Genomic DNA, 24,137 nt, shown 5'->3' on the forward strand with positions numbered 1-24,137 from the left:
CCCCCATCCACCCTGAGTCGGATGCGCGCGGTACGCCCTGTTCGGCTGGCCCAGTCGAGTGAACCGGCTCCGATGCGGGTACGTAACAGACGGTCACAGTCGGTCGTGAGGGCAGTGGGTCCGTGCAGAGTCGAACAGATACGACCAAACACATGTACAACGCATCGATGGTCGCGATCGCATTGTTGGAACGGTCGGAGCGCGAGCCTCTATGATCGGCACATTTCCAGCGGGGACTCCCTATTCGGGCGGGCATTCAGGGCCCGTCCGGCACCCGGTGTGAGACATGCACAAGACGTGTACGACAGACCTGTACGAGACGAGCGCCACGCGGGAGCGAGCGGTGAGCGGATCCCCTGACGGCCAGGGCCGCGCGCCCGGCGCGACTCTGCCGACGATCACGGAACGTAACGCGGCGCCCAGTGCCGGGCCGCCCGGGAGCACACCACCGCCCGGCACCGCGCCGAGTGACTACCGCGCCGCGTTCAACGCGGCGCACCTCGCCATGGCCGTCATCGACCGCGAGGGCGTGGTGCTCGACGCCAACCCCGCGCTCGGCGCGCTGCTGGGCGCCGAGCCGGCCCGGCTGATCGCCCGCAGCGCCGCGGACCTGGCCGATCTGCGCGAGGATCCGCGCACCTGGAGCGAGTACCGCGAGGTGTTGCACGGCCGCCGGCCCCGGCTGTGCTGCACCCGTCGGCTGCAGCGCCCCGACGGCCATGCCCTGTGGGCGGAGATCACCGTCGAGCCGGTGCCCGACAGCTGCAGTGTGCTGCTGTCGATGGCCGACATCAGCGAGCGGCGCGATCTGCAGGGGCGGCTGCGCCATCTGCAGATGCACGACCCGGTGACCCGGCTGCCCAACCGCAATCTCTTCTTCGAGCGGCTGGCCTCCGCGCTGGAGGCCGCCGCGTACGACCGGGGCGGCACCGGGCGGATCGGCCTGTGCTACCTCGACCTCGACGGCTTCAAGGCGATCAACGACACGCTCGGCCACCGCGTCGGAGACCGGCTCCTGGGCGCGGTGGCCCAGCGGCTCACCGAATGCGCCGCGCCCGGTGGCCATCTGGTGGCGCGGCTCGGCGGCGATGAGTTCGCCCTGCTGGTCCGGGACTCCACGGGTACGGAGCAGCTGTGCGAGCTGGCCAAGGCCGTGCTGGCGGCGCTGCAGCGGCCGTTCGACGTGGCGGGGCAGCGGCTGTCGGTGTCGGCCAGCATCGGCGTGGTGGAGCGGCCCGCCGCCGAGACGCACACCACCTGGCTGATGCAGGCCGCGGACACCACGCTGTACTGGGCCAAGGAGGACGGCAAGGCGCGCTGGACGCTCTTCGACCCGGAGCGCAACGCCCACCGGATGACCAGGCAGGCGCTGTCCAGCACGCTGCGTCCGGCGGTCGAGCGGGAGGAGTTCGTACTCGACTACCAGCCGCTGGTCGGGTTGGTCGACGGTGTGGTCAAGGGCGTGGAAGCGCTGGTGCGATGGGAGCATCCGCAGTTCGGCAGGCTCTCGCCGAATCGGTTCATCTCGCTGGCCGAGGAGAACGGCGCGATCGTCCCCCTGGGGCGGTGGGTGCTGCGGACGGCCTGCCGGCAGGCCCGCGACTGGCAGTTGGCCCACCCGCTCAACCCGCTGATCGTCAGCGTCAATGTGGCGGTCCGCCAGGTCTGGGACTCGGATCTGGTGGCGGATGTCGGCTCGATCCTCGCCGAGACGGGGCTGCCGCCGCATCTGCTGCAGTTGGAGCTGACCGAGTCCGCGGTGATGGGCTCGGCGGGGCGGCCGCTGCAGGCGCTGCTGCAACTCAGCGAGATGGGGGTGGCCATCGCCATCGACGACTTCGGGACCGGCTACTCCAACCTCGCCTATCTGAGCCGGCTCCCCGTCTCCACGCTCAAGCTCGACGGATCGTTCGTCCAGGGGTTCCGGGCGGAGGAACACCCGAACCCGGCAGACGAAACGATCGTCCAGGCGCTCGTCGAGCTCGCGCACCGGCTCGGTCTCACGGTGACCGCCGAATGCGTGGAGAGCGCCGAGCAGGCGGAGCGGCTGGCGCGGATCGGCTGCGACACCGGACAGGGCTGGTTCTACTCCCGCCCGGTGCCGCCGGATCGTATCTCCGCCATGATCGGCGGCCATCCGGCGGCCACGGGCGCGCAGTAGGGGGCGAATCAGGCAGGCACGGACGGGGTCAGGCTGCGGCCGTCGGCAGATCGTAGGCGTCGGCGATCAGCTCGTACGAGCGCAGCTTGGCCTCGGGGCCATGGACGTTGGCCGTTATCTTGATCTCGTCCACGCCGGTCCGCTTGATCAGCCCGTCGAGTCCCTCGCGCACCGCGTCCGGGGTGCCGTACACGACGTTGGTCAGCCAGCTGTCGACGAAGTCCTCCTCGATGGCATTGAACTCATGCGCCTCCGCCTCCTCGGGGGTCGGTATCAGGCCGGGCCGCCCGGTGCGCAGCCGCACCATCGACAGCGCGCCGGTGAGCACCTGGCGGCGCGCCTCCTTCTCGTCCTCGGCGGCGAACGCCGAGACCCCGATCGAGGCGTACGGCCGGTCGAGGATCGCGGACGGCCGGAAGGACTGGCGGTAGAGGTCCAGCGCGGGGAGAGTGTTCGCCGCGGAGAAGTGGTGGGCGAAGGAGAACGGCAGGCCGAGCGCCCCGGCGAGCCGGGCGCTGAAGCCGCTGGACCCCAGCAGCCACACCGAGGGCCGGTCTGCGGACTGCACCCCACCGGGCACCGTGCCCTGCACCGGCCCGGGGACGGCGTGGATGCGCGCATAGCGGTGGCCGTCCGGGAAGTCGTCGTCGAGGAACCGGAGCAGTTCGGCGAGCTGCTGCGGGAAGTCGTCGGCGCCCTCGTTCAGCCGGTCGGTGCGGCGCAGCGCGGCGGCCGTGGCTCCGTCCGTCCCCGGCGCCCGCCCCAGCCCCAGGTCCACCCGCCCCGGCGCCAGGGCCTCCAGCGTCCCGAACTGCTCGGCGATGACCAGCGGCGCGTGGTTGGGCAGCATGACCCCGCCGGAACCGAGCCGGATCCGCTCCGTATGGGCGGCCAGGTGGGCCAGGATCACCGCCGGGGAGGAGCTGGCGACGCCGGGCATGGAGTGGTGCTCGGCCACCCAGAACCGGTGGAAACCCCGCTGCTCGGTGAGCTTGGCGAGCGCCACGGTGATCCGCAGCGCCTGGGCGGCGGTCCGCCCGCTGCCGACGGTCGCCAGGTCCAGCACCGACAGCGGGATCGGGGCGCTTCCCTTGGGCGTGGCGTAGACGCCGTGGCCCTGCGCCCCGTCCTGCTCGTGACGGGGGTCGCGCCCGCCCTGTGCTCCGGCTCGGCCGTCTGCGCCTCGCTGCCGGTCCTGTTCATCCTGCCGGTCCCGCCGGTCCTGCTCGTCGGCCACGGTGGCCCGCCTCCTTGTCGCCCTGTCTGCGCCGCTCGGTGTGCGTCACTCCGCACCGCAGACTGCCAACCGGAGAACGGCTCCGCTTTATTCCCGTGAGGCTCACGCACGCGCCCACGAGGCTCATGAAGAGCGGAAGAGCCTGCCGAGCCGGTCGGACGCCACCTCCCTGCCCAGCAGCCGCAGCCCCTCCCAGACGGTGACCTGGTTCGCCGTGAGCACCGGCTTGCCAAGGGCCTCCTCCAAGTCGGGTATCCAGGCGGCGGTGTGCAGGGCGGTGTCCGGAAGGAGCACCGCCTGCGCATCGGGATGGTCGCCGGCCCGGGCCAGGTGCAGCACCTCTTCCCGGCCCCAGGTGCCGACCTCGGCGGCGGTGATGATCCCGCTGCCGCGCATCGCGACGACCTCAGCGCCCGCCGCCTTGAGAAAGCCCCGGAAGTGATCCGCGACATCCTCCGGATAGGTCGCGGCGATGGCCACCCGCTCGGCTCCGAGCGCCCGCACGGCGTGGGCGAAGGCGAAGGAGGTGCTGGAGGCGGGCAGCCCCGCCGTCTGCGACAGCTCACGCACCTGCTCATGCGCGCCGTCCCAGCCGAAGACGAAGCTGGCGCTGGTGCAGGCCCAGACCACGGCCTGGGCGCCGCGCGCCTTCAGCTCCCCCACCCCGGCGGCGAGCCGGAGGGCCGAGCCCATCTCCAGCAAGGCGTCCACACGGTGGGCGTCCTCGCCGATGTTGGTATGGACGAGGGGCAGCCGGACACCGGCGCCACCGGCGCCGAGGATGGATTCGAGCCGCGGATAGTCGTCCTCGGCGGAGTATCCCGGGTAGAGGAAGCCCACGGTGTCGCCCACCAGCTCGCCCACTGCCCCGTCCGTCGCCGCTTCCACCATGGCTGCCTCCCTCTCAAGCGGCCCCTCGGGCGCCGCTCCGTCCGCCTGACACTTCTGATACACCGCGGCCGCCCCTCGCGTTCCCTCACAGCGCCGGCGGATTGCCTCCCGTCTCGTCCCGGTACGGGACGTCCCCCATCCCGGAGCCGAACGCCGGGTCCGGGCCGCCACCAGCGCTGCCCGGCTCCCCGTCCACCGCCGGCGGCGGGCCGGCCAGCGCCGCCTCGGGCTCCGGCAGGGGCACGGACGGGGCGGGATCGGCCAGTGGCACGGAGGGAATCACCACCGGCTCCACCGGCCCGACCAGGTGATCCATCGCCCCCGCGACGGAATCCGCGGGGCTGATCACCGGGTCGCCAGGGCCCGTCAGCCCCGTCGGGCCGGCCGGACCCGCCGGCCCGCCCAGCTCCGCCAGCCCCGGCGGCCCCGCCATCCCCGCCGGGCCGCGGCGCGCCGCCGGGTCCAGCAGGGCCTGGTACGGCCCGACCGCCCGTTCACCGATCGCCCGCAGCGCCGCCCACATCGTGACCTGGTTCGCCGAGAGGACGGGCATCCGCAGCTCGGCCTCCAGCTGCGGGATCACGTCGTACGTGGGGAGGTTGGTGCAGCTGATGAAGAGCGCGTCGGCCGCGCCGACCACCGCCTGCCGCGCCATGTCGACCACGTCGCGGTAGGGCACCTTCCAGATGTGCCTGGTCAACCCGAGGTACGCCCGTCCGGTCACGGTGATCCCGGCCTCGCCCAGATACTCCTCCAGGGAGTCGGTCACCGACTTCGTATAGGGCGTCACCACGGCGATGCGCCGGGCGCCGATCTCCCGCAGCGCCTCGAGCAGCGCCCCCGACGTGGTGAGCGACGCCATCTCGCCCGCCTGCGTCATCGCCGCGCACATCGCGCGCTCGCCGGCGACGCCGCCGACGAAGCTGCCCGATGTGCAGGCGTATGCCACCACCTCGGGCGCGATCGCGCACAGGGCGCGCACCGCCTCGTGCAGAGTTTCGTGCTCGCTGACCAGCCGCGCCAGATCGAGACTGACCTCGACCGGGACGAACGGAGTGCGCGTCAGATGCAAGGAGACCTCGTCGGGCACCCAGCGCCACAGCTCACGGTCGAGCGCGAAATCGAATGGTGCTACGACGCCCACACCGCGCTGCGGCTGCGGGCCACCCAGAAATGAGACGTCCATTATCGAGCCCCAATACACAACGGAGGGCTGGACCATTGGCCAGAGGGAAAGAGCCGGCCTGAATGCCGGGACGTCGGGACAGATACCGGAGCGATGCCGTTGTTGACGACGGTAGTTTCCGCTGCCTAGCGTGGTCAATCCTCGCTCTGAGGCGACTTCCCGACACCCTCGACAGCCAAGCGCACCTACGTTTCGAAACGGTTTCTCGCCCATGACCGAAAGCACCGTGGTCGTCTTCGGCGACGACCCACCCGTCCGTCTCGACCGGCTGGCCGGCCGGGCCAAGATCCTTGTCTGCGACGAGTCCTCGCTGCCCGAACTGCTGCCCGCCGCCGACGCCCTGCTGGTCTGGGACTTCGCCTCCGAGGCGGTACGCGCCGCCTGGCCCGGCGAGGGGCCCAGGCCGCGCTGGGTCCATACCGCGAGCGCGGGCGTGGACCGGCTGATGTGCCCCGAACTGATCGAGTCGGACACCGTATTGACCAATGCCCGGGGCGTCTTCGAGCAGCCGATCGCCGAGTACGTCGCGGGGCTCGTCATCGCCATGGCCAAGGACTTCTACGGAAGTTGGGAGCTTCAGCGGCAGCGCCGCTGGCGCCACCGCGAGACGGTGCGGCTGGCCGGCAGCCGGGCGGTCGTCGTCGGCGCCGGCCCGATCGGCCGGGCCATCGGCCGTACGCTGGCCGCCCTCGGCATCGTGGTCGACCTGGTGGGGCGCACCGCCCGCGAGGGCGTACGCGGCGCCGACGAGCTGAACGGGCTGCTGCCTGAGGCCGACTGGGTGGTCTGCGCGGCCCCGCTCACCGACGGCACGCGCGGCATGTTCGGGCGCGAGGCCTTCACCCGGATGAAGTCGAGCGCCGCGTTCGTCAACGTGGGGCGCGGGCCGCTGGTCGTCGAGGACGACCTGGTGGCGGCGCTGGTCGCGCGGCGTATCGCGGGCGCGGCGCTGGATGTGTTCGAGCATGAGCCGCTGGCCGCCGACGACCCCCTGTGGGACGTGCCGGGGCTGTTCGTCTCGCCCCATATGAGCGGCGACACGATCGGCTGGCGGGACCAGCTCGCCGAGCAGTTCCAGGACAACTACGACCGCTGGGCCGCGGGCGAACCGCTGCTCAACGTCGTCGACAAGCGCCTGGGCTACGTACCGGTCGACTAGAAGGAGAGGGTGGATGACCGATATCCACGATCTGACAGCCGTTCAACTCCTCGAGCGGTACGCCTCCGGCGACCTCTCCCCCGTCGAGGCGACCCGCGCCGCACTGGAGCGGATCGAACAGATCCAGCCAGAGGTCAACGCGTTCAGCCGGGTGGACGCGGAGGCCGCGCTGCGGCAGGCCGAGGAGTCGGCCGAGCGGTGGCGACGCGGCGAACCCGCCGGTCTGGTGGACGGGGTGCCGGTGTCGGTGAAGGACATCCTGCTGCAGCGCGGCGGCCCCACCCTGCGCGGCTCGCTGACCGTCGCGCCCGAGGGCCGGGCGTGGGACGAGGACGCGCCCTCGGTGGCCCGGCTGCGCGAGCACGGCGCGGTGTTCCTGGGGAAGACGACGACCCCGGAGTTCGGCTGGAAGGGCGTCACGGACAGCCCGGTGTACGGGGTGACGGGCAATCCGTACGACCCGAGGCGCACCGCGGGCGGCTCGAGCGGGGGCAGCGCCGCCGCGGTGGCGCTGGGCGCGGGTCCGCTGAGCCTGGGGACGGACGGCGGCGGCTCTGTGCGCATTCCGGCGTCCTTCTGCGGCATCTTCGCGTTGAAACCCACCTATGGGAGGGTTCCGCTGTATCCGGCGAGCGCGTTCGGCACGCTCGCTCATGTGGGTCCGATGACCCGCGACGCGGCCGACGCGGCTCTCCTGATGGATGTGATCTCCGGCGCGGACTGGCGTGACTGGTCTCAGCTCGGGGCCCCGGAAGGGAGCTTCCGCGAGGCGGTCACGGCGGGCGGGGGCGGTGTGGACGGGCTGCGCGTCGCCTACAGCCCGGCGCTCGGCGGATCGGCGGCGGTCGACCCGGAGGTGGCGGCGGCGGTACGGCGGGCGGTGGACCTGCTGGCCGGCCTGGGCGCGTCCGTGGAGGAGATCGATCCGGGGATCGCGGACCCGGTCGAGGCGTTCCACACGCTGTGGTTCAGCGGGGCGGCGCGGGTGGTGCAGCCGCTCGGTCAGGACAAGTGGGAGCTGCTTGACCCGGGGCTGCGCGAGATCTGCGCCCAGGGCGCCTCGTACAGCGCGCTGGACTATCTGGCCGCCGTGGATGTGCGCATGGCGCTCGGGCACGCCATGGGGCGGTTCCACTCCGCGTACGACCTGCTGGTCACCCCGACGCTGCCGATCACCGCCTTCGAGGCGGGGGTGGAGGTGCCGAAGGGGTCCGATCACACGCGGTGGACGGGCTGGACGCCCTTCACCTACCCCTTCAACATGACCCAGCAGCCCGCGGCGAGCCTGCCCTGCGGACTGTCGGCCGACGGGCTGCCGATCGGGGTGCAGCTGGTGGCCGCCCGCCACGCGGACGCGGTGGTGCTGCGTGCGGCGCACGCGCTGTACGAGGCGGGGCTGGCGGACGGCGTCAGGCCGCCGACAGCTGCAGGCTGACAGTGGCGGCAGGCTGACGGTGGCGGCCGGCTGACGGTCGCCGTCGGCTGGCGACGGCCCCCACCGTCCCGGCGAGGCCGGGCCACCCCGTCCCATCCGGGCCGTAAACAGCCCGGATGGGACGGGTCGGCCGCCTACGCCCGGCGGAAGCTCAGCGTCTCCCCCAGCGCCCCGGCCCGCCACAGGTCCTGGCAGGCGTCGGCCATCCGGTCGAGGCCGTCGACGACCGCGCCCCAGACGATGCCAGGCACCCACCCGGCGTCACCGTTGATCAGCAGGTTGTTGCGCTCGTAGAAGAGCGCGAGATCGACCACCTGCTGCTGCCCCTGGTGCTTGGCCTGCTGCTCATAGCCGTAGGAGGCGGTGCCCAGCTGGGTGTCGGTGAAGCTGAAGTAGCACAGGTCGCCGGGGATGGGGGTGATGGTCGGGTTCTCCAGGGGCGGCTCCTCGGGGGCGAAGGGGGGCAGCAGCGCGTAGATCTCGTTGCGCGCGTACTTGGCGTGGTAGACGTCGCCGCCCAGCGGCAGCGCGTTCCACACCGCCTCGCAGGTGATGGGCGCGCGGTCGTCGAGGAGCTTCGCCGTGCAGGTCACGCCCCTCTTGGCGAGCGATACCTCGATAAACCGGTCAGCCATGACATTCCTCCCACTCGTTTCCGGACCTGTTGCCGGGAGCGCCTACCCATCCGGGCCAAGCGTCAAGGGCCGAAAAGGATCTGCATATTTTCCGTGGGGTCGGGTAGCCGCGCGCCCATGGCTCCACCACGACGGACACACAAGGACATCAGCGGAAGACGGCTGAACCGCCGCGCGCTTCTGGCGGGCGGGGCGGCCATGGGTCTGCTGGGCGCCACGGCCTGCAGCCGGGTGTCCAGCGCCGATTCCAAGGACGGGGGTAACCTGCTGGAACGCCTGCGGTCGCAGGGGACGGTACGGCTGGGCATCGCGGGTGAGATCCCGTTCGGCTACATCGACAAGAACGGCGAGTTCACCGGCGAGGCGCCGGAAATCGCGAAGGTGATCTTCAAACGGCTGGGGGTGCCCCGCGTCCAGCCGGTTCCGACCGAGTTCGCGTCGCTCATACCAGGGCTGCGCTCGCAGCAGTTCGACGTGGTCTCCGCCGGTATGTACATCAATCCGGACCGCTGCCAACAGGTGATCTTCTCGGATCCCGACTACCGCGTCCGTGACGCGTTCATCGTGCGCAAGGGCAACCCGAAGAACCTCCACACCTACAAGGACATCGTCAAGACGGGTGCGAAGCTCGCCAGCGGCTCCGCGTACGCCCAGATCGGCTACGCGGTCAACGCCGGGGTCAAGGAGAGCGACATCATGGTGCTCCCCGACCAGCTGGCCGGGCTGCTGGCGGTCGAACAGGGCCGCGCGGACGCCTTCGCGGGTACGGCGGTGACGGTGCGCAATGTGATCCGGCAGAGCGGGGGCCGCCGGGTCGAGTCGACCGAGCCGTTCCAGGCGCTGCTCGACGGCAAGCCCGACATCGGCGCGGGCGGTTTCGCCTTCCGCCCCGAGGAGACCAAGCTCCGGGACGCCTTCAACGTCGAGCTGCACAAGATGAAGAAGAGCGGCGAACTCCTGCGGATCGTGCGGCCGTTCGGCTTCACCAAGGCCGAGATGACGGATCTGACCGCCAAGGAGCTGTGCCGATGACGACCGGACTGTGGGAGAAATGGCTCCTTCCGGGGATCTGGATCACCATTCAGCTCACCCTCTACAGCGCGCTCTTCGCCACCGTCGTCGCCTTCGGCGTCGGCATGGCCCGTACCTCCAGGCTGTGGATCGTCCGCTTCCTCACGGGCTTCTACGTCGAGGTCTTCCGCGGCACCTCGGCCCTGGTGCTGATGTTCTGGCTGTTCTTCGTGATGCCGCTGGGGTTCCAGTTCCAGCTGTTGCCGATGTGGGCGGCGGTGCTTGCCCTGGGCCTGACGTACGGCGCGTACGGCTCCGAGATCGTGCGCGGCGCGCTCGCCGCCGTGGCCCCGGCGCAGCGCGAGGCGGCGATCGCGCTCAGCTTCACGCCCGCGCAGCGGATGCGGCGGGTGATCCTGCCGCAGGCGATCCCCGAGATGATCCCGCCGTTCAACAACCTTCTGATCGAGCTGCTGAAGGCGACGGCACTGGTCTCCGCGGTGAGCGTCGCGGACATCACCTTCGCCGCCCAGCTCTCGCGGCTGGCGACCGGTGACAGCCTGGAGATCTACTCGATCATCCTCGTCCTCTACTTCGTGCTGGCCTTCGTCCTCACCCGGCTGATGCGGCTGCTGGAGCGGCGGGCCAAGGCGGGCATCGGGCAGGCGCCGGACCGGCGGCGGAAGGGCCCGCTGGTGACCCGGAAGCTGTCCGCCGCCCAGGAGACCGAGCAGTCCTCCAACCTGATCACGGCGGGAGGCCCCAAGTGAACTGGAACTGGGACGTCGCCAAGGACTTCCTCCCCGAGCTGGGCGACGGGCTGCTGATCACCCTCGAGGCGACCGCCCTGGGCTCGGTGCTCTCCTTCGCCCTGGGCCTGGTGTGGGCGCTGGCCTTCCGCTCGCCCACGCGCTTCGTGCGCTGGCCGGTGGCCGCGGTGGTGGAGTTCATCCGCAACACCCCGCTGCTGGTCCAGCTGTTCTTCTTCTACTACGTGCTGCCGACCTGGGACATCAAGTTCTCGGCGCTGACCACCGGGGTGATCGCGCTCGGCCTGCACTACTCGACGTACACCGCCGAGGTGTACCGGGCCGGCATCGACGGGGTGCCCAGGGGTCAGTGGGAGGCGGCCACCGCGCTCAGCCTCTCGCGCGGCCGCACCTGGATCGCGGTGATCCTGCCGCAGGCGATCCGCCGCGTGGTGCCGGCCCTCGGCAACTACGTGATCGCGATGCTGAAGGACTCGCCGATGCTCGCCCTCATCGGGGTCGTCGACATGCTGCAGAAGGCGCGGGCGCACGGCGCCACGTCCTTCGAGTACATCGAGCCCTACACGATGGTCGGCATCGCCTTCATCCTCATCGCCTACCCGGCATCCCTTCTCATGCGAGCTCTGGAGCGTCGCCTTGGCCACTGAAACCGAACGCACCAACCCTGCCGTGGACGGCAGCGAACTGATCCGCTTCGACCGGGTGACCAAGCGCTTCGGCGACAACACGGTCCTCGACGACCTCGACTTCTCGGTGTCCTCCGGGAAGCACGTGACCCTCATCGGCCCCTCCGGGTCCGGCAAGACCACGATCCTGCGGCTGCTGATGACGCTGATCAAGCCGGACCAGGGCACGATCAAGGTCGACGGTGACTACCTCACCCATGAGGACCGCGGCGGAAAGCTGGTCGAGGCGGGCGAGAAGCACACCCGCGAGGTGCGCAAGAAGATCGGGATGGTCTTCCAGCAGTTCAACCTCTTCCCGAACATGCGGGTGCTGCGGAACATCACCGAGGCCCCGGTGCACGTCCTGGGCCTCAGCAAGGACGAGGCCGAGGCTCGTGCCCGCGAGCTGCTGGACCTGGTCGGGCTCGGCGACAAGTGCGACGCCTACCCGACGCAGTTGTCGGGCGGACAGCAGCAGCGGGTGGCGATCGCGCGGGCGCTGGCGATGCGGCCGCAGGTGATGCTGCTGGACGAGGTGACCTCGGCGCTCGACCCGGAGCTGGTGGCCGGGGTGCTGGATGTACTGCGTGATATCGCTCACACGACGGACATCACGATGCTGTGCGTCACCCACGAGATGAACTTCGCCCGGGACATCTCCGACGATGTGCTGATGTTCGACTCGGGCCGGGTGATCGAGTCCGGGCCGCCGGAGAAGATCTTCACCGAGCCGGAGCACGAGCGTACCCGCGAGTTTCTGAGCGCGGTGCTCTGACGGACGCGGTGGCGGCGGGCCGGGGGAGCCACCCTCGGCCCGCTCCCCGCAGAGCATGCCTATGGCATATGCCAGAGTGATGCGCCGCTGCTGAGCGGCCCGCCGCACTCCATCAATATGCTCAACACCCACACAAAATCGCCCGCTTGGCGGCTATCGTGGTACGAAGCCGCGCCGCGCCGACGCTGCCGTGGGTAATCCCATGGCCATGACCTGCGGCGACGGCGCCGACGCAAGCGGTCACAACCTGCTAGGGGGGAAACCGTGGCGCTCAAGCCCGAGTCGACCGCGCCGTTCCACTCGGTACGGCACGCCCTCCGGGTCCTCGAAGTCGTCTCCCACCACACGGACGGCGTGACCGACGCCGGCATCGCCCGCGAAACCGGCCTGCCGCCGGCCCACCTCACCCAGTTGCTGCGGATGCTGCGCCGCGAGGGCTATGTGGAGCAGGTCGCGGACGGCGCCTATGTCGCCGGCGCCTCCCTGTCCCTCCTGGGCTCCTCCGGCCCCGACCGCCAGACCGCGGTCGAGCACAAGCTCCAGAAGTCACTCGCCGCCCTGCGCGACTCGGTCGGCGCGGCGATCTACCTCAGCCGCTATATCGACGGCGAGGTCCGGATCACCCAGTACGCCGACAGCCCCCGCACCCCCAAGGTCAACGAGTGGGTCGACTTCCGCTCCGCGGCCCACGCCATGGCCGCCGGCAAATGCCTGCTGACCCAGCTCGACCACGACGGCCGCCGCGACCACTTCTCCCGCCACAAGACCGTGCGGTTCACCTCCCGCACCACCACCAACGAAAAGGTCCTCTTCCGCAAACTGGAGAGCCAACCCGCCACGGTCCCCGTCCTCGACCTGCAGGAATACGCCGTCGGCACCGTCTGCGCCGCCGTCCCCATAACCGCCGGCCGCGCCGCCGGCTGCCTGGCCCTCTCCCTCCCCCTGGAACATGCCCACCGCCTGCGCCAGGCCGCGTACACCCTGAACCGGGAAGCGGCTCCGGTGCTGCTGTCCCTCACGATCTGAGGGCCGGGGAGCGAGGACCGGATGGTCAGGAGCACCCCTTGGGGCCAGGTAGTATTTACCACGTCAGCAGGCGCCGCTAGCTCAGTTGGTTAGAGCAGCTGACTCTTAATCAGCGGGTCCGGGGTTCGAGTCCCTGGCGGCGCACCTTGGCTCTTAGAGTCACTGACCTGGGGTTTCTCGGTTCTCCGAGAAACCCCAGTCTCGTTTACGGCCATGGTGGCGAATCTCTGTTGCCTCAGGCTTGGGGCACGGCGATGATCCCCGTTTATGTCCGACATCGCGTCTGAAGGCTCCGCGCTGAGGCCGTATCCCAAAATCTCGTCGAGAGGGCGGCCCGGCATGCCCGGGGTGCGGGAATGGATCGCGGCGGAGAAGGTGCACGGGGCGCACTTCGCGGTGGTCTGTGAGGGCACGGGTGTCCGTCCGGCGAAGCGGCGTGAGCTGCTGGGCGATGACGGGCTGGACGGTTTCTTCGGCGTCAGCAGGGTCTGGCCGGCACTGTCGGTGGCGGCGGCCCGCTTGGCCTCGGTGCTGCGGGGTGCGTGGGGTGCTGCCGCGGTGGTGACGGTCTACGGGGAACTGGCCGGCGGGTGCTATCCACACCCGGATGTTCCCGCTGCTCCCGGCGTCGAGCCGGTGCAGACCGGTGTGTGGTACGCGCCGGGCCTGCACTGGCTGCTGTTCGACGCCTCGGTCGACACCGCGGAAGGCCGCTGCTGGATCTCCGACCGCGCGCTGCGCGATGCCGCCGCTGCCGCCGAGCTCACCTGCGTACCCGCTCTCGGCCAGGGCCCGCTGAACAGGCTCCAGGACCTGCCCTGCGCCTTTCCCACCAGGGTGCCTGCTCTCTTCGGCCTTCCCGAGCTGGCCGACAACCTCGCCGAGGGCTATGTCCTCAAGCCGGGTGGGGAATGGTGGGAGTCGGGCCCTTCGGGCGCTCGCGGGCGTCCGATGGCCAAGGTGAAGCAGAATGCCTTCGCCGAGGACGAGCGCTTCGACGGCTCACGCCCCTATCTGGCACCGCCGCAGGGTGCGGCCGGGGTTCCCGCCTGGCTTCTGGTCCAGGCCTCGGCGCTCCTGACCCCAGCCCGTGCGGCTGCCGCGGTGAGCAAGCTCGGGCCTCGCGCTTCGGTGGACGACGTGGCGGAAGAAATCACACGGGACGTCGCGGAGGAGATCGCCGAAGCGGTGGGGGGACTGGAGGACTCGCTCCTGCGCTGCTTGGACCAGGCCGTCCGGCCCGGGGCACGGTCCCTGGCGGTGTTCGACGCCGCGGACCGCCAGAGGGTCCGGTCCACGTGAGACGTCACCACGTGATATCGAACAATCACTCACAGGAGTGATCCACCACGGAACGGGCCCCCGTCGTGCATACATCCGGAAACACTGGCTTCCACCAGGAAAGGGGTGCAACATGACGGTTATGACCGAGCGCACATCACACATGCTGGTGGAGGAGTTCGAGGAGATCGCCTCCGCCGCGCCCGAAACCGTCACGTTGGAGTTCATCAACGGGCGGATCGAGGAGAAGTGCGTGCCGGACGGGGATCACGACGAAATCGTCAAGTGGCTGCAGAAGCGCTGCATGCAGCACCGTCCCGACCTCTGGCTCTACGCCGGGGAACGTGGCCTGAAGGTCGAGACGTACCGCAAGGGACGCGCCCGCCCGGACGGGGTCCTGGCGCCGGACGGGCGCTTCGCGGGAGACGGTGAATGGTCCGACCCGGATGGGGTCCTCATGACCGTCGAGGTCACGTCGCACGACGGGGACACCGACCGCCGGGACCGCATCGAGAAGCCAGCGGGCTACGCGGCTGCTGGCATCCCCGTCTACCTCCTCGTGGACCGTGACGCCTGCGAGGTCATCGTGCACACCAACCCCGACCCGGAGAGTGGTCGCTACCGCGACATCCACCAGGCGGGCTTCGGGGAACAGGTCACGCTCCCCGAGCCGGTCGGCATCACGCTCGACACGGATGTCCTGAAGAACTACGTGCGTTGAACCGCTCCCACAAGGGACGTCCCGGCCGGTCGGCTGTCCGACCGGCCGGGGCCCGGGCTCAGCCCGCCTTCTTCACGAACTCCGTGGTGTAGGTCTTGTCCAGGTCGACCTTGGCGTTCTTCAGGTTCGGGTTGAAGGACTTCAGGACGCGCTCGACCGTCGCCGGGCCGTCCGCCGGCATGACGCCGTCCTTGGTGAACATGGGCAGGGTGGACTTGATCGCCTGGGCGTAGAGCGCCTTGCCGCCCTGGGCGTAGTCGGCCGGCATCTTGGCGGCGATTTCCTCGGGGGTGTGGGTGGACATCCACTTGAGGGTCTTCACGAAGGCGTTGGCCAGCTTCTGGACGGTGTCCTTGTGGCTGTTCACCCAGGACGTGTTCATGTAGAGGCTGGAGGAGGGGTACGGACCGCCGAGAGCGGCCTTGGAGCCCTCGGGGGTGCGCATGTCAAGGAGGATCTTGCCGAGCTTCTGGTCCATGATCTGCGCGACGGTGGGGTCGGTGGTCATGCCGCCCTGGATCGAGCCCTGCTTCAGGGCCGCGATGAACGTCTGGCCCGCGCCGACCGCGACCGGGGTGAATTCGCTGGTCTGCACGCCGCTGTTCACGGCCAGGTACTTGGTGAGGAAGTCGGTGGATGAGCCGAGGCCGGTGACGCCGAGCTTCTTGCCCTTGAAGTCCTTGGGCGAGGTGATCTCGCCCGCCGCCTTGTTGGAGACGATCTCGACCTCGCCGGGCGCGTGGGAGAACTGCACGACCGACTCCACCTGCTTGCCCTTGACCTGGAGGTCCAGGGTGTGGTCGTAGAAGCCGACCGCGCCCTGCACCTCGCCGGAGACCAGTGAGGTCTCGGCCTGGACGCCGGCGGGCTCGGTGAGGAGCTGGACGTCGAGGCCTTCGTCCTTGAAGTAGCCGAGCCGCTGGGTGAGCATCGCGGGCAGGTAGATGACCTTGTCCAGGCCACCGACCATGATCTTGACCTTGCCGTCCTTGCCGTCCCCGCCGGAGTCGCTGCCGCATGCGGTGAGGGTGGTCAGGGAGAGCGCCGCGGCGACCGCCGCCGCGGAGATCTTGGCGTAGCTGCGCATGTCATGTCCTTGGAAGAGAAGAGGAATTCAGAGGGGAGGGGAGGAGGTCGCGTCAGTGGTCGGTGCCCGGCTGGGCCGGCTTCCAGCGGAACAGCCGCCGCTCGAGGAAGGTGAGCAGGCCCTCGGCCAGCAGGGCCACCACGGCGAGGATGACCATCGCCGCGTACACCCCGGCCGCGTTGAAGGTGGACTGCGAGGTCGCGACGAGCAGCCCGATCCCCTTGGTGGCGCCGATGTACTCGCCGACGATCGCGCCGATCAGTGCGAAGCCGAAGCTGACATGGAGGCTGGTGAAGATCCACGAGGTGGCGGCGGGGATCACGACCTGCAGGGTGACCTGGCGGTTGCTCGCGCCGAGGATGCGGGAGTTGGCCACCAGGTTGCGGTCGACCTCCCGTGCGCCCTGGAAGGCGTTGAAGAAGACGGGGAAGAAGACCAGCACGACCGCCGAGGCGATCTTCGAGGCCGGTCCGAGGCCGAACCAGATGAGGAAGATCGGGGCGAGGACGATCCGGGGCAGGGCGTTGAGCACCTTGATGTAGGGGCCGAGTACGTCGGCGAGGAAGGGGGCGCGGCCGAGTCCGATGCCCAGGATGACGCCCGCGGCCACGCCGATGGCCCATCCGATGAGCGCTTCCTGGAGCGTTGTCCAGACCTGTTCCCACAGCGGGCCCTGCGCGGTGCCGTGCAGGATCCAGTCCTTCAGCTGGTCCCAGATCTTCGAGGGCATCGAGAAGTTGAACGGGTCGATGACGGAGGTCCGGGCGAGCCATTCCCACAGTCCGATGACCGCGATGAGCACCAGCGCGCGGGTGCTCTGGACGAGGATCGCGCGTTTGCGGGCGGCCCGTGCTCTGGCCGTCGTACGGTCCGTGCCGGGGTTCTTGCCGATCCCGTGGGTGACGGGGGTGGGCGCGGCAGCCGTGGCCTCAGGCATGGGAGGCTCCTCTCTCACGGGTGATCCGCACCTCTTCGCCGAGCGAGGACCAGATTTCGCGGTAGATCTCGATGAACCGGGGCTCCAGCCGCACCGACTCGACCTTGCGGGGCCGTGGCAGATCGATCTCGAACACTTCCTTGACGGTGGCCGGGCCTGCGGTCATGACCACGACCTTGTCGGCGAGGGCGATGGACTCCTCCAGGTCGTGGGTGACGAAGACGACGGAGGCGCCGGTCCCGGACCACAGCTCGAGCAGTTCGTCGGACATCAGCGCCCGGGTCTGGACGTCGAGGGCCGAGAACGGCTCGTCCATGAGCAGGATCTCGGGGTCGTTGACGAAGGTGGCCGCGAGCGCGACGCGCTTGCGCTGGCCGCCGGACAGCTGGTGCGGGTAGCGGTCCTCGAAGGACGCGAGCCCGACCCGGGCGAGCCACTCGCGCGCCCGTTCCCTGGCCTCGGCCTTGGGGACGCCGCGGAAGCGGGGTCCGGCCATCACGTTGGACAGCACGCTGCGCCAGGGGAAGACGGCGTCCTGCTGGAAGACGAAGCCGACCTTGGACCCGATGCCGCGGACCGGCTCACCGGTCACCAGCACCTCGCCTTCCGTGGGCTCCTCCAGGCCGCTGACCAGCGTCAGGGTCGTGGACTTCCCGCATCCGGTGGGGCCGACCACGGCGACGAACTCGCCCCGCCCGACGGTCAGGTCCAGATCCCTGACGGCGGTGTGGAGGCCCCCGGACGGAGTCCGGAACACCTTGCTAGCGCCCCGCAACTCGATGGCAGGGCTCGTTTGTCTGCTCATGGCCGAGGAGGCTAGGAGTGGCGCGGGCCACACCGGCAGCCTTCTGGGCACAACGCGTTCTTGTGAGCACAAACCCCGTTCTGCTCGTTTAGCTCGCGCTACGGCAACGAATCCGCTACGGACCCTGGGCAACCAGCACAGAGCGCCCTTACCGTGCGATTGCAGCGACGTAAACGGAATAGCTCCTACCGCATACGCGGAGGACCTGGAGACGGGGGTGACCGAGATGCGCATCCGCTGGCCCAGACGCGTCTCCGCCCAGGTGCTGGCCGTGCAGCTGACCCTCACCGCCGGGGTGATGGTGCTCGCCACCGGGCTTTTCCTCGCCCCGCTCAGTTCCGAGATCGACGATCAGGCGATGCACAAGGCGCTCTCCATCGCCCAGGCCACCGCCGCCGACCCCGGCCTCGCCGAGGATCTGCTGACCACCGAGCCCAGCGCGCACGGGCCGGTGCAGCAGGCGGCGGAGCGGATTCGCCGGGCCACCGGGGCGCTGTACGTCGTGGTGCTCGACCGGCGCGGTGTGCGCTGGTCGCACACCAACACCGAGCGCATCGGAGGACATGTCTCGACCGATCCGGAGGCGGCGCTCTCCGGGCAGCAGGTCATGCAGATCGACGTCGGCACGCTGGGCCGCTCGGCCCGCGCCAAGGTGCCGCTGCGCACCGCCGACGGGAAGATCGTCGGCGCGGTCTCCGTCGGCATCGGCTACGGCAGCGTCCATGACCAGCTGCTCGCCACTCTCCCCCGGCTGCTGCTGTACGCCGGCCTGGCGCTCGGTGTCGGCGTGCTGGCCGCGATCGTCGTCTCGCGCAGACTGCACCGCCGGACGCACGGGGTCGCGTTCGCCGATATCTCGGCGCTGCTCGACGAGCGCGAGGCGATGCTGCACGGCATCCGCGAGGGCGTCGTCGCCTTCGACCGGGAGGGCCGGATACGGCTGATCAACGACGAGGCGCGGCGGCTGCTCGGCGTCGGCGCGGACGCCACCGGCCGCACCCTGGAGGAGGCGCTGCCCCCGGGCCGTACCACGGAGGTGCTGGCCGGGCGGGCCGACGGGGCCGATCTGCTGACCGTCAGCGGTGGCCGGGTCCTGGTGGCCAACCGCATGCCGACCAAGGACGGCGGTGCGGTGGCCACGCTGCGCGACCGTACGGAACTCGAGCTGCTGGGCCGGGAGCTGGACTCCACCCGCGGGCTGCTGGACGCGCTGCGCGCCCAGGGCCACGAGCACGCCAACCGGCTGCACACCCTGCTCGGGCTGCTGGAACTGGGGCTGTACCAGCGGGCGGCGGAATTCATCTCCGGCCTCACCAACACCCACCGGGCCTCCGCCGAGCAGATCTCCGAGCGGGTGCGCGACCCGCTGCTCTCGGCGCTGCTCGTCGGGAAGGCCGCCATCGTGGCGGAGCGCGGGGTGGCGCTGCGCGTCTCACCCCAGACGCTGCTGTCCGAGCGGGTGGTCGACCCGCGCGACCTGGTGACCGTGCTCGGCAATCTGATCGACAACGCGCTGGACGCCGTGGCCGCGCGGCCACGCCCCGACCCGTTCATCGAGGTCGAGCTGCGCGCCGAGGGCACCACCGCCGTACTGCGCGTCAGCGACAACGGCCCGGGGGTGCCGCCCGAGATGCGCGAACAGATCTTCGCCGAGGGCTGGTCCACCAAGCAGGACGCCCCTGCGCCCTCACCGCGCGGGCGGGGCATCGGTCTGGCCCTGGTGCGGCGGCTCGCCGAGCGGTACGGCGGGATGGCCCGGGTCACCGCCCGGGCGGGCGGGGGCGCGGTGTTCACCGTCATCCTCCCCGAGGCGCTCGACCTGGACGGAGCGCCTGCCCCGGACCCGGGGCCGGCCGTCGTCGTGGGCGACGACGGCAACGTCCGCGAGGACACCATTCCCATCCAGCAGCTCACCACAGCGGGAGAGTCACGATGATCGACGTCCTCGTCGTGGACGACGACTTCCACGTCGCCGAGATCAACTCCGCGTATGTGGCCCAGGTGCCTGGCTTCCGGGTCGCCGCCCGCGCCCATACCGCCGCGCAGGCCCTGGCCACACTGGAGCGCACCCACGTCGATCTCGTCCTGCTCGACCACTACCTGCCCGACGAGACCGGGCTGACCCTCGTCCGCCGGATGCGGCAGCTCGGCCACCACGCGGATGTGATCATGGTGACGGCGGCCTGCGACGTCGCCACCGTCCAGGCCGCCATGCGGTACGGCGCGCTGCAGTACCTGGTCAAGCCGTTCAACTTCGCCGGGCTGCGGGCCAAGCTCGAGGGCTATATGACGCTGCGCCATACGCTCGAGGGTGTCGGCGGGCGCGGTGAGACCGGCCAGGAGCGGGTGGACCGTATCTTCGGCGCGTTCCGGACCGCCGACGCGACCGCCCGCTCCGCCCTCCCCAAGGGCCACTCCGCGCCGACCGTCGACCTCATCCGCCGCGCCCTGGACCAGGCCGACCACCCGCTGTCCGCGCATGAGGTCGCCGAGCGCACCGGCATCAGCCGCTCCACCGCCCAGCGCTATCTCAAGTACCTGGAACACGCGGGCCGCATCAGCCTCACCCTCAAATACGGCGACACCGGCCGCCCCGAGCACCGCTACTCGTGGGTGGCGGTGAGCTGACGGGGCGGCCGGTGGGCCGAAAAGCGGGGGCGGGTTACCAGCGGGTGGTCTCGCCGAAGAAGTCGTCGATGGCGATGGCCTCCCCCGCCTCGGTCGCGACGCGGTAGACGTGGGCGCCGACCGCGAGGTCGAGGACGCCGAGGCCGAAGGGGGAGAAGATCACGGGCTTGTCCTGGCCCGTGGTGATCTCGCCGCGGATGTGCTGGGCGAGGGTGCCGGTGACGAAGTCGCGGTTGCCGTATTTCTGCTCGGCCAGGTGCGGGGAGGTGTTGGCCTTGAGGCAGTGGTCGACGTCGTCGACGATGTTGTAGGCGTCGTGGATGATCTCGGGGCCGATGTCGCGCAGCGAGATGTTGAGGACCACCTGGCCGGGGGCGAAGGCGCGCGGGTCGAGGACGTAGGGCTCGCCGGCGGTGGTGGCGAAGACGATGACGTCGGCCACGTCCAGCGCGGTGCGCAGGTCGTCGGTGGTCTCGGCGCGGTAGTTGAGGGTGTCGGTGGCGTATCCGGCGAGGGCCTGGCCGTACTCGGGGTGCTGGTCGTGGACGACCAGGGTTTCGATGTCCCACTCCTGGGCGGCGAAGAACTCCAGGATGTTGCGGGCGATGATGCCCGCGCCGATCACGGCCAGCCGGCGGGCGGTGCGGCCGCCGGTCAGCTGCTCGGCGGCGAGGACGGCGGAGGCCGCGGTGCGGGCCGCGCTGATCTGGGAGGCCTCCAGGAGGGCGAAGGGGTAGCCGGTGGCGTAGTCATTGAGCAGCAGGGCGGCGGAGGCGCGCGGGATGCCGTTCTGGATGTTGCCGGGGAAGCTGCCGATCCATTTGATGCCGGCGACGTCGTGCTTGCCGCCCAGGTAGGCGGGGAGCGCGATGATCCGGCTGTCCGGCTTCTCGGGGAAGCGCAGGAAGTAGCTGTCCGGGTTGACGGAGTCGCCGTCGCCGTGGGTCAGATAGGTTTCCTTCACCTCCCGCACGATCTCCCGGCGGCTGCGGCCGATGATGTCGCGGGCCGTCTTGCCGCCGATCACGCTGAACTCGAACACGGGTGTCCTTCCGGTCATTGAGCGGGCTGGTCGTTGAGCGGGCTGATGGTTGCGCTGCGTCGGGTTTCTCCGTGGGGGGCGGGCGGGGTCGGCGTGTCGCCGGCCCCGCCCGCTGTCGTTACCTCAGTACGTTTCCTCGTGGCGAATGTGTCGATGTCACTGTCGCGCAGGGTGTGGCTCAGTGTGTGACAGGCACGCCCTGGGTCCCCCGCGCCGCCACATGGCTCGGACCGCTGTGGTCGGCCCCGGCGGGGCGGGACTTGCGGAGGAAGCCGGGTGCGGCCCAGTTCGCCCGGCCCAGCAGGGCCATCACGGAGGGCAGCAGGATCGCCCGGACGACCGTGGCGTCGAGCAGGACGGCCACCGCCAGGCCCACGCCCAGCTGCTTGAAGTCCTGCATGGCCAGGGTGCCGAAGACCGCGAACACGGCGACCATGATCAGACCGGCGCTGGTGACCACCCCGGCGGTGGAGCGAATGCCGTGGGCGATGGCGTCCCGGGTGGTGGCGCCGCGGTCGTAGGCCTCACGGATCCGGGAGACCACGAACACGTGGTAGTCCATCGAGAGTCCGAAGAGCACCACGAAGACGAACAGCGGCATCCAGGACTCCAGGGCGCCCGGCGCCTCGGTGCCGACCAGGGAGGCGCCCCAGCCGTGCTGGAAGACGGCGGTCATCACGCCGTACGCGGCACCCACCGACAGCAGGTTCAGGACGATCGAGGTCAGCGCGATGACCGGGGACCGGAAGGACACCAGCATCAGGAGGAAGGTCACGCCCATCACGAAGGCGAAGACCGGGACGATGCTGGACTTGAGCTGGTCGTTGTAGTCCTCGGAGAAGGCCAGGTCGCCGCGGACGAGCGCGGTGGTGTCCGAGACCTTGCCGAGGGTGTCGGGGATCAGGGTGTCGCGCAGTTCCTTGAGGGCCTTCTTGGAGGTGGCGTCGGTGCCGTTGCCGATCAGCGGGACGCTGATCTCGGCGATGTTCTGCTTGGCGTGCACCGTGACGTCGATCTGCCTGCCGGTCTGTCCGGAGGCGAGCGCCGCCTTCTTGAAGTCGGCGATGGCCTGGGTGACCTGCGGGGAGTCGATGTCCTTGGACTTGATCACCACTCCGGCCGGGGCCGGGGCGCCGGGGAACTCCTTTCCGATCCGGGTCGAAACGGACACCATCGGGTTGTCGGCGGGCAGCAGCTTGTCGGTGCCCAGCTTCTCGGTCTTCATGCCCAGGGCCGGCGCGGCCAGGGCGAGCAGCAGCGCGGCGCCCAGGACGGCGAACACACCGGGCCGGGCGAGCACCCCGCGCAGCAGGGCGTTGGTGCGGCGGCCGCCGACGGCCGCGGCGGCCGCGGCGCGGGCCTGGCGGCGGCGGGCGATGAAGGGGACGCGGCCCTTCTCGACCCGGTCGCCGAGCATCGCCATCATGGCGGGCAGTACGGTCATGGAGCCGATGACCGCGATCAGGACGACCTCGATGGTGGCGAAGGCGAAGCCCTTGAACACGGTCAGCCCGGACAGGAACATGCCGGCCATGGCGACCACCACGGTGATGCCGGAGATCAGCACCGAGTGCCCGGAGGTGGCGGCGGCGATGTGCAGGGCGGATTCCCTGTCCCGCCCGGCGGCCCGCTCCTCCCGCTCCCGGCGCAGATAGAACAGGCAGTAGTCGACGCCGACGGCCAGGCCCATGAGGAACATCACGGAGCTGGTCATGCCGTCGACCGGCACCACCTGGCTGGTCAGGGCCAGCAGGCCCATGGCGCCGACGCAGGCGGTGGCGGCGAGCAGCACCGGCAGCACGGCGGCCACGAAGGCGCCGAAGACGACCAGCAGGATGCCGAGGGCGACCGGGAGCGCGGTCATCTCGGCCCGTGCGAAGTCCTCGCCGAGGCTGTCGTTGATGCCCTTGAGGCCGGTGGCGGCGCCGTACTGGCCGAGCGTCACCGCTTCATGGGCCTTGTCGGTCTTCTCAACGGCGTCGATGACGGGCTGGATGCGGTCGGCCGCGGTGTCCGGGTCGCCCTTGACGTCGTACTGGATGAGGGCCGAGTGCTTGTCCTGCGAGACCACATGCGTGGTGTTCGGGTCGTGCAGGTTCGTGACCAGCCCGGTTCCCTTGAGCGCGGACACCGTGGCGGTGACGGCGCTCTTGAACTGGGCGTCGTCGGCGGTGAGTCGATCGCTGTGGACCAGGACCAGCTCCGCGGCGAGCGGCGCCAGATCGGCGTCCTGGAGGATACGCTCGGCCCGGCCGGAGTCCCCGGTCCCGTAGTCGGCGTTGGTCAGGGTCTTCTGTCCTGCGGCGCCGCCCACGACGGTGACCAGGACGACCAGGATCAGCCAGCCGAAGACGGCTGTCTTCCGATGGCGGGCGCTCCAGTCACCGAGCGCGGCGGCGAAATTTCGATGACGTGCCATTACCTCTCCTGCGGTCAGCGGCGTTTGCCCCGTAGCCGCGGAGGCCGTGGGGGATTAACCAAAACGCTAGGCGCTGTGCGGAGGCCATGGAGCCCGTGGAGCTTGCAGCAAGCTGCGCCTGCAGAGTACTGCCACCCGAATCCGGACATATCGGGCACCAGGCGTGCGATTCCGCTGCTACATTTCCCAGCAGCTTGATACCCGAACTCCCATGTTTCGAAGGGAATTCGGATTTCCATCGAAAGGGAAAGCTGGGAGAGGGGGAT

General features: G+C 70.2%; 21 protein-coding genes and 1 tRNA gene. 13 read left to right on the plus strand and 9 right to left on the minus strand.

Features of this window, described 5'->3' with window-relative positions:
* Positions 1 to 286 precede the first annotated feature (286 nt).
* Entirely contained in the window at positions 287 to 2,161 is a 1,875-nt protein-coding gene (locus ACFZDL_RS22400) for an EAL domain-containing protein (RefSeq protein WP_353593684.1), read from the plus strand.
* Between the two features lie 28 nt (positions 2,162 to 2,189).
* On the opposite strand, the gene ACFZDL_RS22405 is transcribed toward ACFZDL_RS22400, so the two are convergent.
* The 3 genes from ACFZDL_RS22405 to ACFZDL_RS22415 all read right to left on the minus strand — a co-directional run bounded on the left by ACFZDL_RS22405 (position 2,190) and on the right by ACFZDL_RS22415 (position 5,475).
* Positions 2,190 to 3,239, minus strand: coding sequence for an LLM class flavin-dependent oxidoreductase (locus ACFZDL_RS22405; RefSeq protein WP_353593732.1), 1,050 nt, complete (start codon positions 3,237 to 3,239; stop codon positions 2,190 to 2,192).
* A 282-nt stretch (positions 3,240 to 3,521) separates the two neighbouring features.
* Positions 3,522 to 4,289, minus strand: coding sequence for a decarboxylase (locus ACFZDL_RS22410; protein ID WP_353593685.1), 768 nt, complete (start codon positions 4,287 to 4,289; stop codon positions 3,522 to 3,524).
* 85 nt (positions 4,290 to 4,374) lie between these two features.
* Positions 4,375 to 5,475: a decarboxylase gene (locus ACFZDL_RS22415; protein ID WP_353593686.1), complete on the minus strand. Its 1,101-nt coding sequence runs from the start codon at positions 5,473 to 5,475 to the stop codon at positions 4,375 to 4,377.
* Positions 5,476 to 5,686: 211 nt separating this feature from the next.
* On the opposite strand from ACFZDL_RS22415, the gene ACFZDL_RS22420 reads away from it, so the two are divergent.
* Positions 5,687 to 6,634, plus strand: coding sequence for a D-2-hydroxyacid dehydrogenase (locus ACFZDL_RS22420; protein WP_353593687.1), 948 nt, complete (start codon positions 5,687 to 5,689; stop codon positions 6,632 to 6,634).
* 13 nt (positions 6,635 to 6,647) lie between these two features.
* A complete protein-coding gene (locus ACFZDL_RS22425) occupies positions 6,648 to 8,069 on the plus strand; it encodes an amidase (protein ID WP_353593688.1) in 1,422 nt (473 codons plus the stop codon).
* A 134-nt stretch (positions 8,070 to 8,203) separates the two neighbouring features.
* Here ACFZDL_RS22425 and ACFZDL_RS22430 read toward each other — a convergent pair whose 3' ends face one another.
* Complete coding sequence (locus tag ACFZDL_RS22430) at positions 8,204 to 8,704, minus strand: DUF3830 family protein (RefSeq protein ID WP_353593689.1); 501 nt, start codon at positions 8,702 to 8,704, stop codon at positions 8,204 to 8,206.
* 117 nt (positions 8,705 to 8,821) lie between these two features.
* Here ACFZDL_RS22430 and ehuB point away from each other — a divergent pair, with 117 nt between their 5' ends.
* From ehuB to ACFZDL_RS22470, 8 genes are all read left to right on the plus strand, one after another.
* Positions 8,822 to 9,736: an ectoine/hydroxyectoine ABC transporter substrate-binding protein EhuB gene (gene ehuB / locus ACFZDL_RS22435; protein WP_353593690.1), complete on the plus strand. Its 915-nt coding sequence runs from the start codon at positions 8,822 to 8,824 to the stop codon at positions 9,734 to 9,736.
* The gene (ehuC, locus tag ACFZDL_RS22440) at positions 9,733 to 10,485 is read left to right on the plus strand and encodes an ectoine/hydroxyectoine ABC transporter permease subunit EhuC (protein ID WP_353593691.1); all 753 of its coding nucleotides are present in this window, start codon (positions 9,733 to 9,735) and stop codon (positions 10,483 to 10,485) included. The genes ehuB and ehuC overlap by 4 nt, the downstream gene beginning before the upstream one ends.
* The gene (ehuD, locus tag ACFZDL_RS22445) at positions 10,482 to 11,132 is read left to right on the plus strand and encodes an ectoine/hydroxyectoine ABC transporter permease subunit EhuD (protein WP_353593692.1); all 651 of its coding nucleotides are present in this window, start codon (positions 10,482 to 10,484) and stop codon (positions 11,130 to 11,132) included. Before ehuC ends, ehuD begins: the two co-directional genes overlap by 4 nt.
* Before the next feature lie 22 nt (positions 11,133 to 11,154).
* A complete protein-coding gene (ehuA, locus tag ACFZDL_RS22450) occupies positions 11,155 to 11,925 on the plus strand; it encodes an ectoine/hydroxyectoine ABC transporter ATP-binding protein EhuA (protein ID WP_353593733.1) in 771 nt (256 codons plus the stop codon).
* 264 nt (positions 11,926 to 12,189) lie between these two features.
* Positions 12,190 to 12,951, plus strand: a complete 762-nt coding sequence (locus ACFZDL_RS22455; protein ID WP_353593693.1) for an IclR family transcriptional regulator C-terminal domain-containing protein — start codon at positions 12,190 to 12,192, stop codon at positions 12,949 to 12,951.
* Between the two features lie 70 nt (positions 12,952 to 13,021).
* Positions 13,022 to 13,095: transfer RNA gene (locus ACFZDL_RS22460), tRNA-Lys, on the plus strand.
* 195 nt (positions 13,096 to 13,290) lie between these two features.
* Positions 13,291 to 14,253 carry an RNA ligase family protein gene (locus ACFZDL_RS22465; protein WP_353593694.1) on the plus strand — a complete coding sequence of 321 codons (963 nt, stop codon included), beginning with the start codon at positions 13,291 to 13,293 and terminating at the stop codon, positions 14,251 to 14,253.
* A 112-nt stretch (positions 14,254 to 14,365) separates the two neighbouring features.
* Positions 14,366 to 14,953, plus strand: a complete 588-nt coding sequence (locus tag ACFZDL_RS22470; RefSeq protein WP_353593695.1) for a Uma2 family endonuclease — start codon at positions 14,366 to 14,368, stop codon at positions 14,951 to 14,953.
* A 58-nt stretch (positions 14,954 to 15,011) separates the two neighbouring features.
* On the opposite strand, the gene ACFZDL_RS22475 is transcribed toward ACFZDL_RS22470, so the two are convergent.
* Genes ACFZDL_RS22475 through ACFZDL_RS22485 form a run of 3 tightly spaced genes read right to left on the minus strand, consistent with a single transcriptional unit; the run spans position 15,012 to position 17,782 of the window.
* A complete protein-coding gene (locus ACFZDL_RS22475) occupies positions 15,012 to 16,040 on the minus strand; it encodes an ABC transporter substrate-binding protein (RefSeq protein ID WP_353593696.1) in 1,029 nt (342 codons plus the stop codon).
* Positions 16,041 to 16,092: 52 nt separating this feature from the next.
* On the minus strand, positions 16,093 to 16,977 hold the full coding sequence (locus ACFZDL_RS22480) for an ABC transporter permease (protein WP_353593697.1): 885 nt from the start codon (positions 16,975 to 16,977) through the stop codon (positions 16,093 to 16,095).
* Positions 16,970 to 17,782 (minus strand): ABC transporter ATP-binding protein, encoded by an 813-nt coding sequence (locus tag ACFZDL_RS22485; RefSeq protein WP_353593698.1) that lies wholly within the window; start codon positions 17,780 to 17,782, stop codon positions 16,970 to 16,972. Before ACFZDL_RS22485 ends, ACFZDL_RS22480 begins: the two co-directional genes overlap by 8 nt.
* A 226-nt stretch (positions 17,783 to 18,008) precedes the next feature.
* Between ACFZDL_RS22485 and ACFZDL_RS22490 the strand changes: the two genes are divergently transcribed.
* A complete protein-coding gene (locus ACFZDL_RS22490) occupies positions 18,009 to 19,718 on the plus strand; it encodes a sensor histidine kinase (protein ID WP_353593734.1) in 1,710 nt (569 codons plus the stop codon).
* Positions 19,715 to 20,410, plus strand: coding sequence for a response regulator (locus ACFZDL_RS22495; RefSeq protein WP_353593699.1), 696 nt, complete (start codon positions 19,715 to 19,717; stop codon positions 20,408 to 20,410). The genes ACFZDL_RS22490 and ACFZDL_RS22495 overlap by 4 nt, the downstream gene beginning before the upstream one ends.
* Positions 20,411 to 20,444: 34 nt before the next feature.
* Here the strand turns inward: ACFZDL_RS22495 and sbnB are convergent, their stop codons facing one another.
* Positions 20,445 to 21,452, minus strand: coding sequence for a 2,3-diaminopropionate biosynthesis protein SbnB (gene sbnB, locus ACFZDL_RS22500; protein ID WP_353593700.1), 1,008 nt, complete (start codon positions 21,450 to 21,452; stop codon positions 20,445 to 20,447).
* A 178-nt stretch (positions 21,453 to 21,630) separates the two neighbouring features.
* Positions 21,631 to 23,871 carry an MMPL family transporter gene (locus ACFZDL_RS22505; RefSeq protein ID WP_353593701.1) on the minus strand — a complete coding sequence of 747 codons (2,241 nt, stop codon included), beginning with the start codon at positions 23,869 to 23,871 and terminating at the stop codon, positions 21,631 to 21,633.
* Positions 23,872 to 24,137 lie beyond the last annotated feature (266 nt).

This window comes from Streptomyces sp. NPDC007917, assembly GCF_042959105.1.
GTDB lineage: Bacteria > Actinomycetota > Actinomycetes > Streptomycetales > Streptomycetaceae > Streptomyces.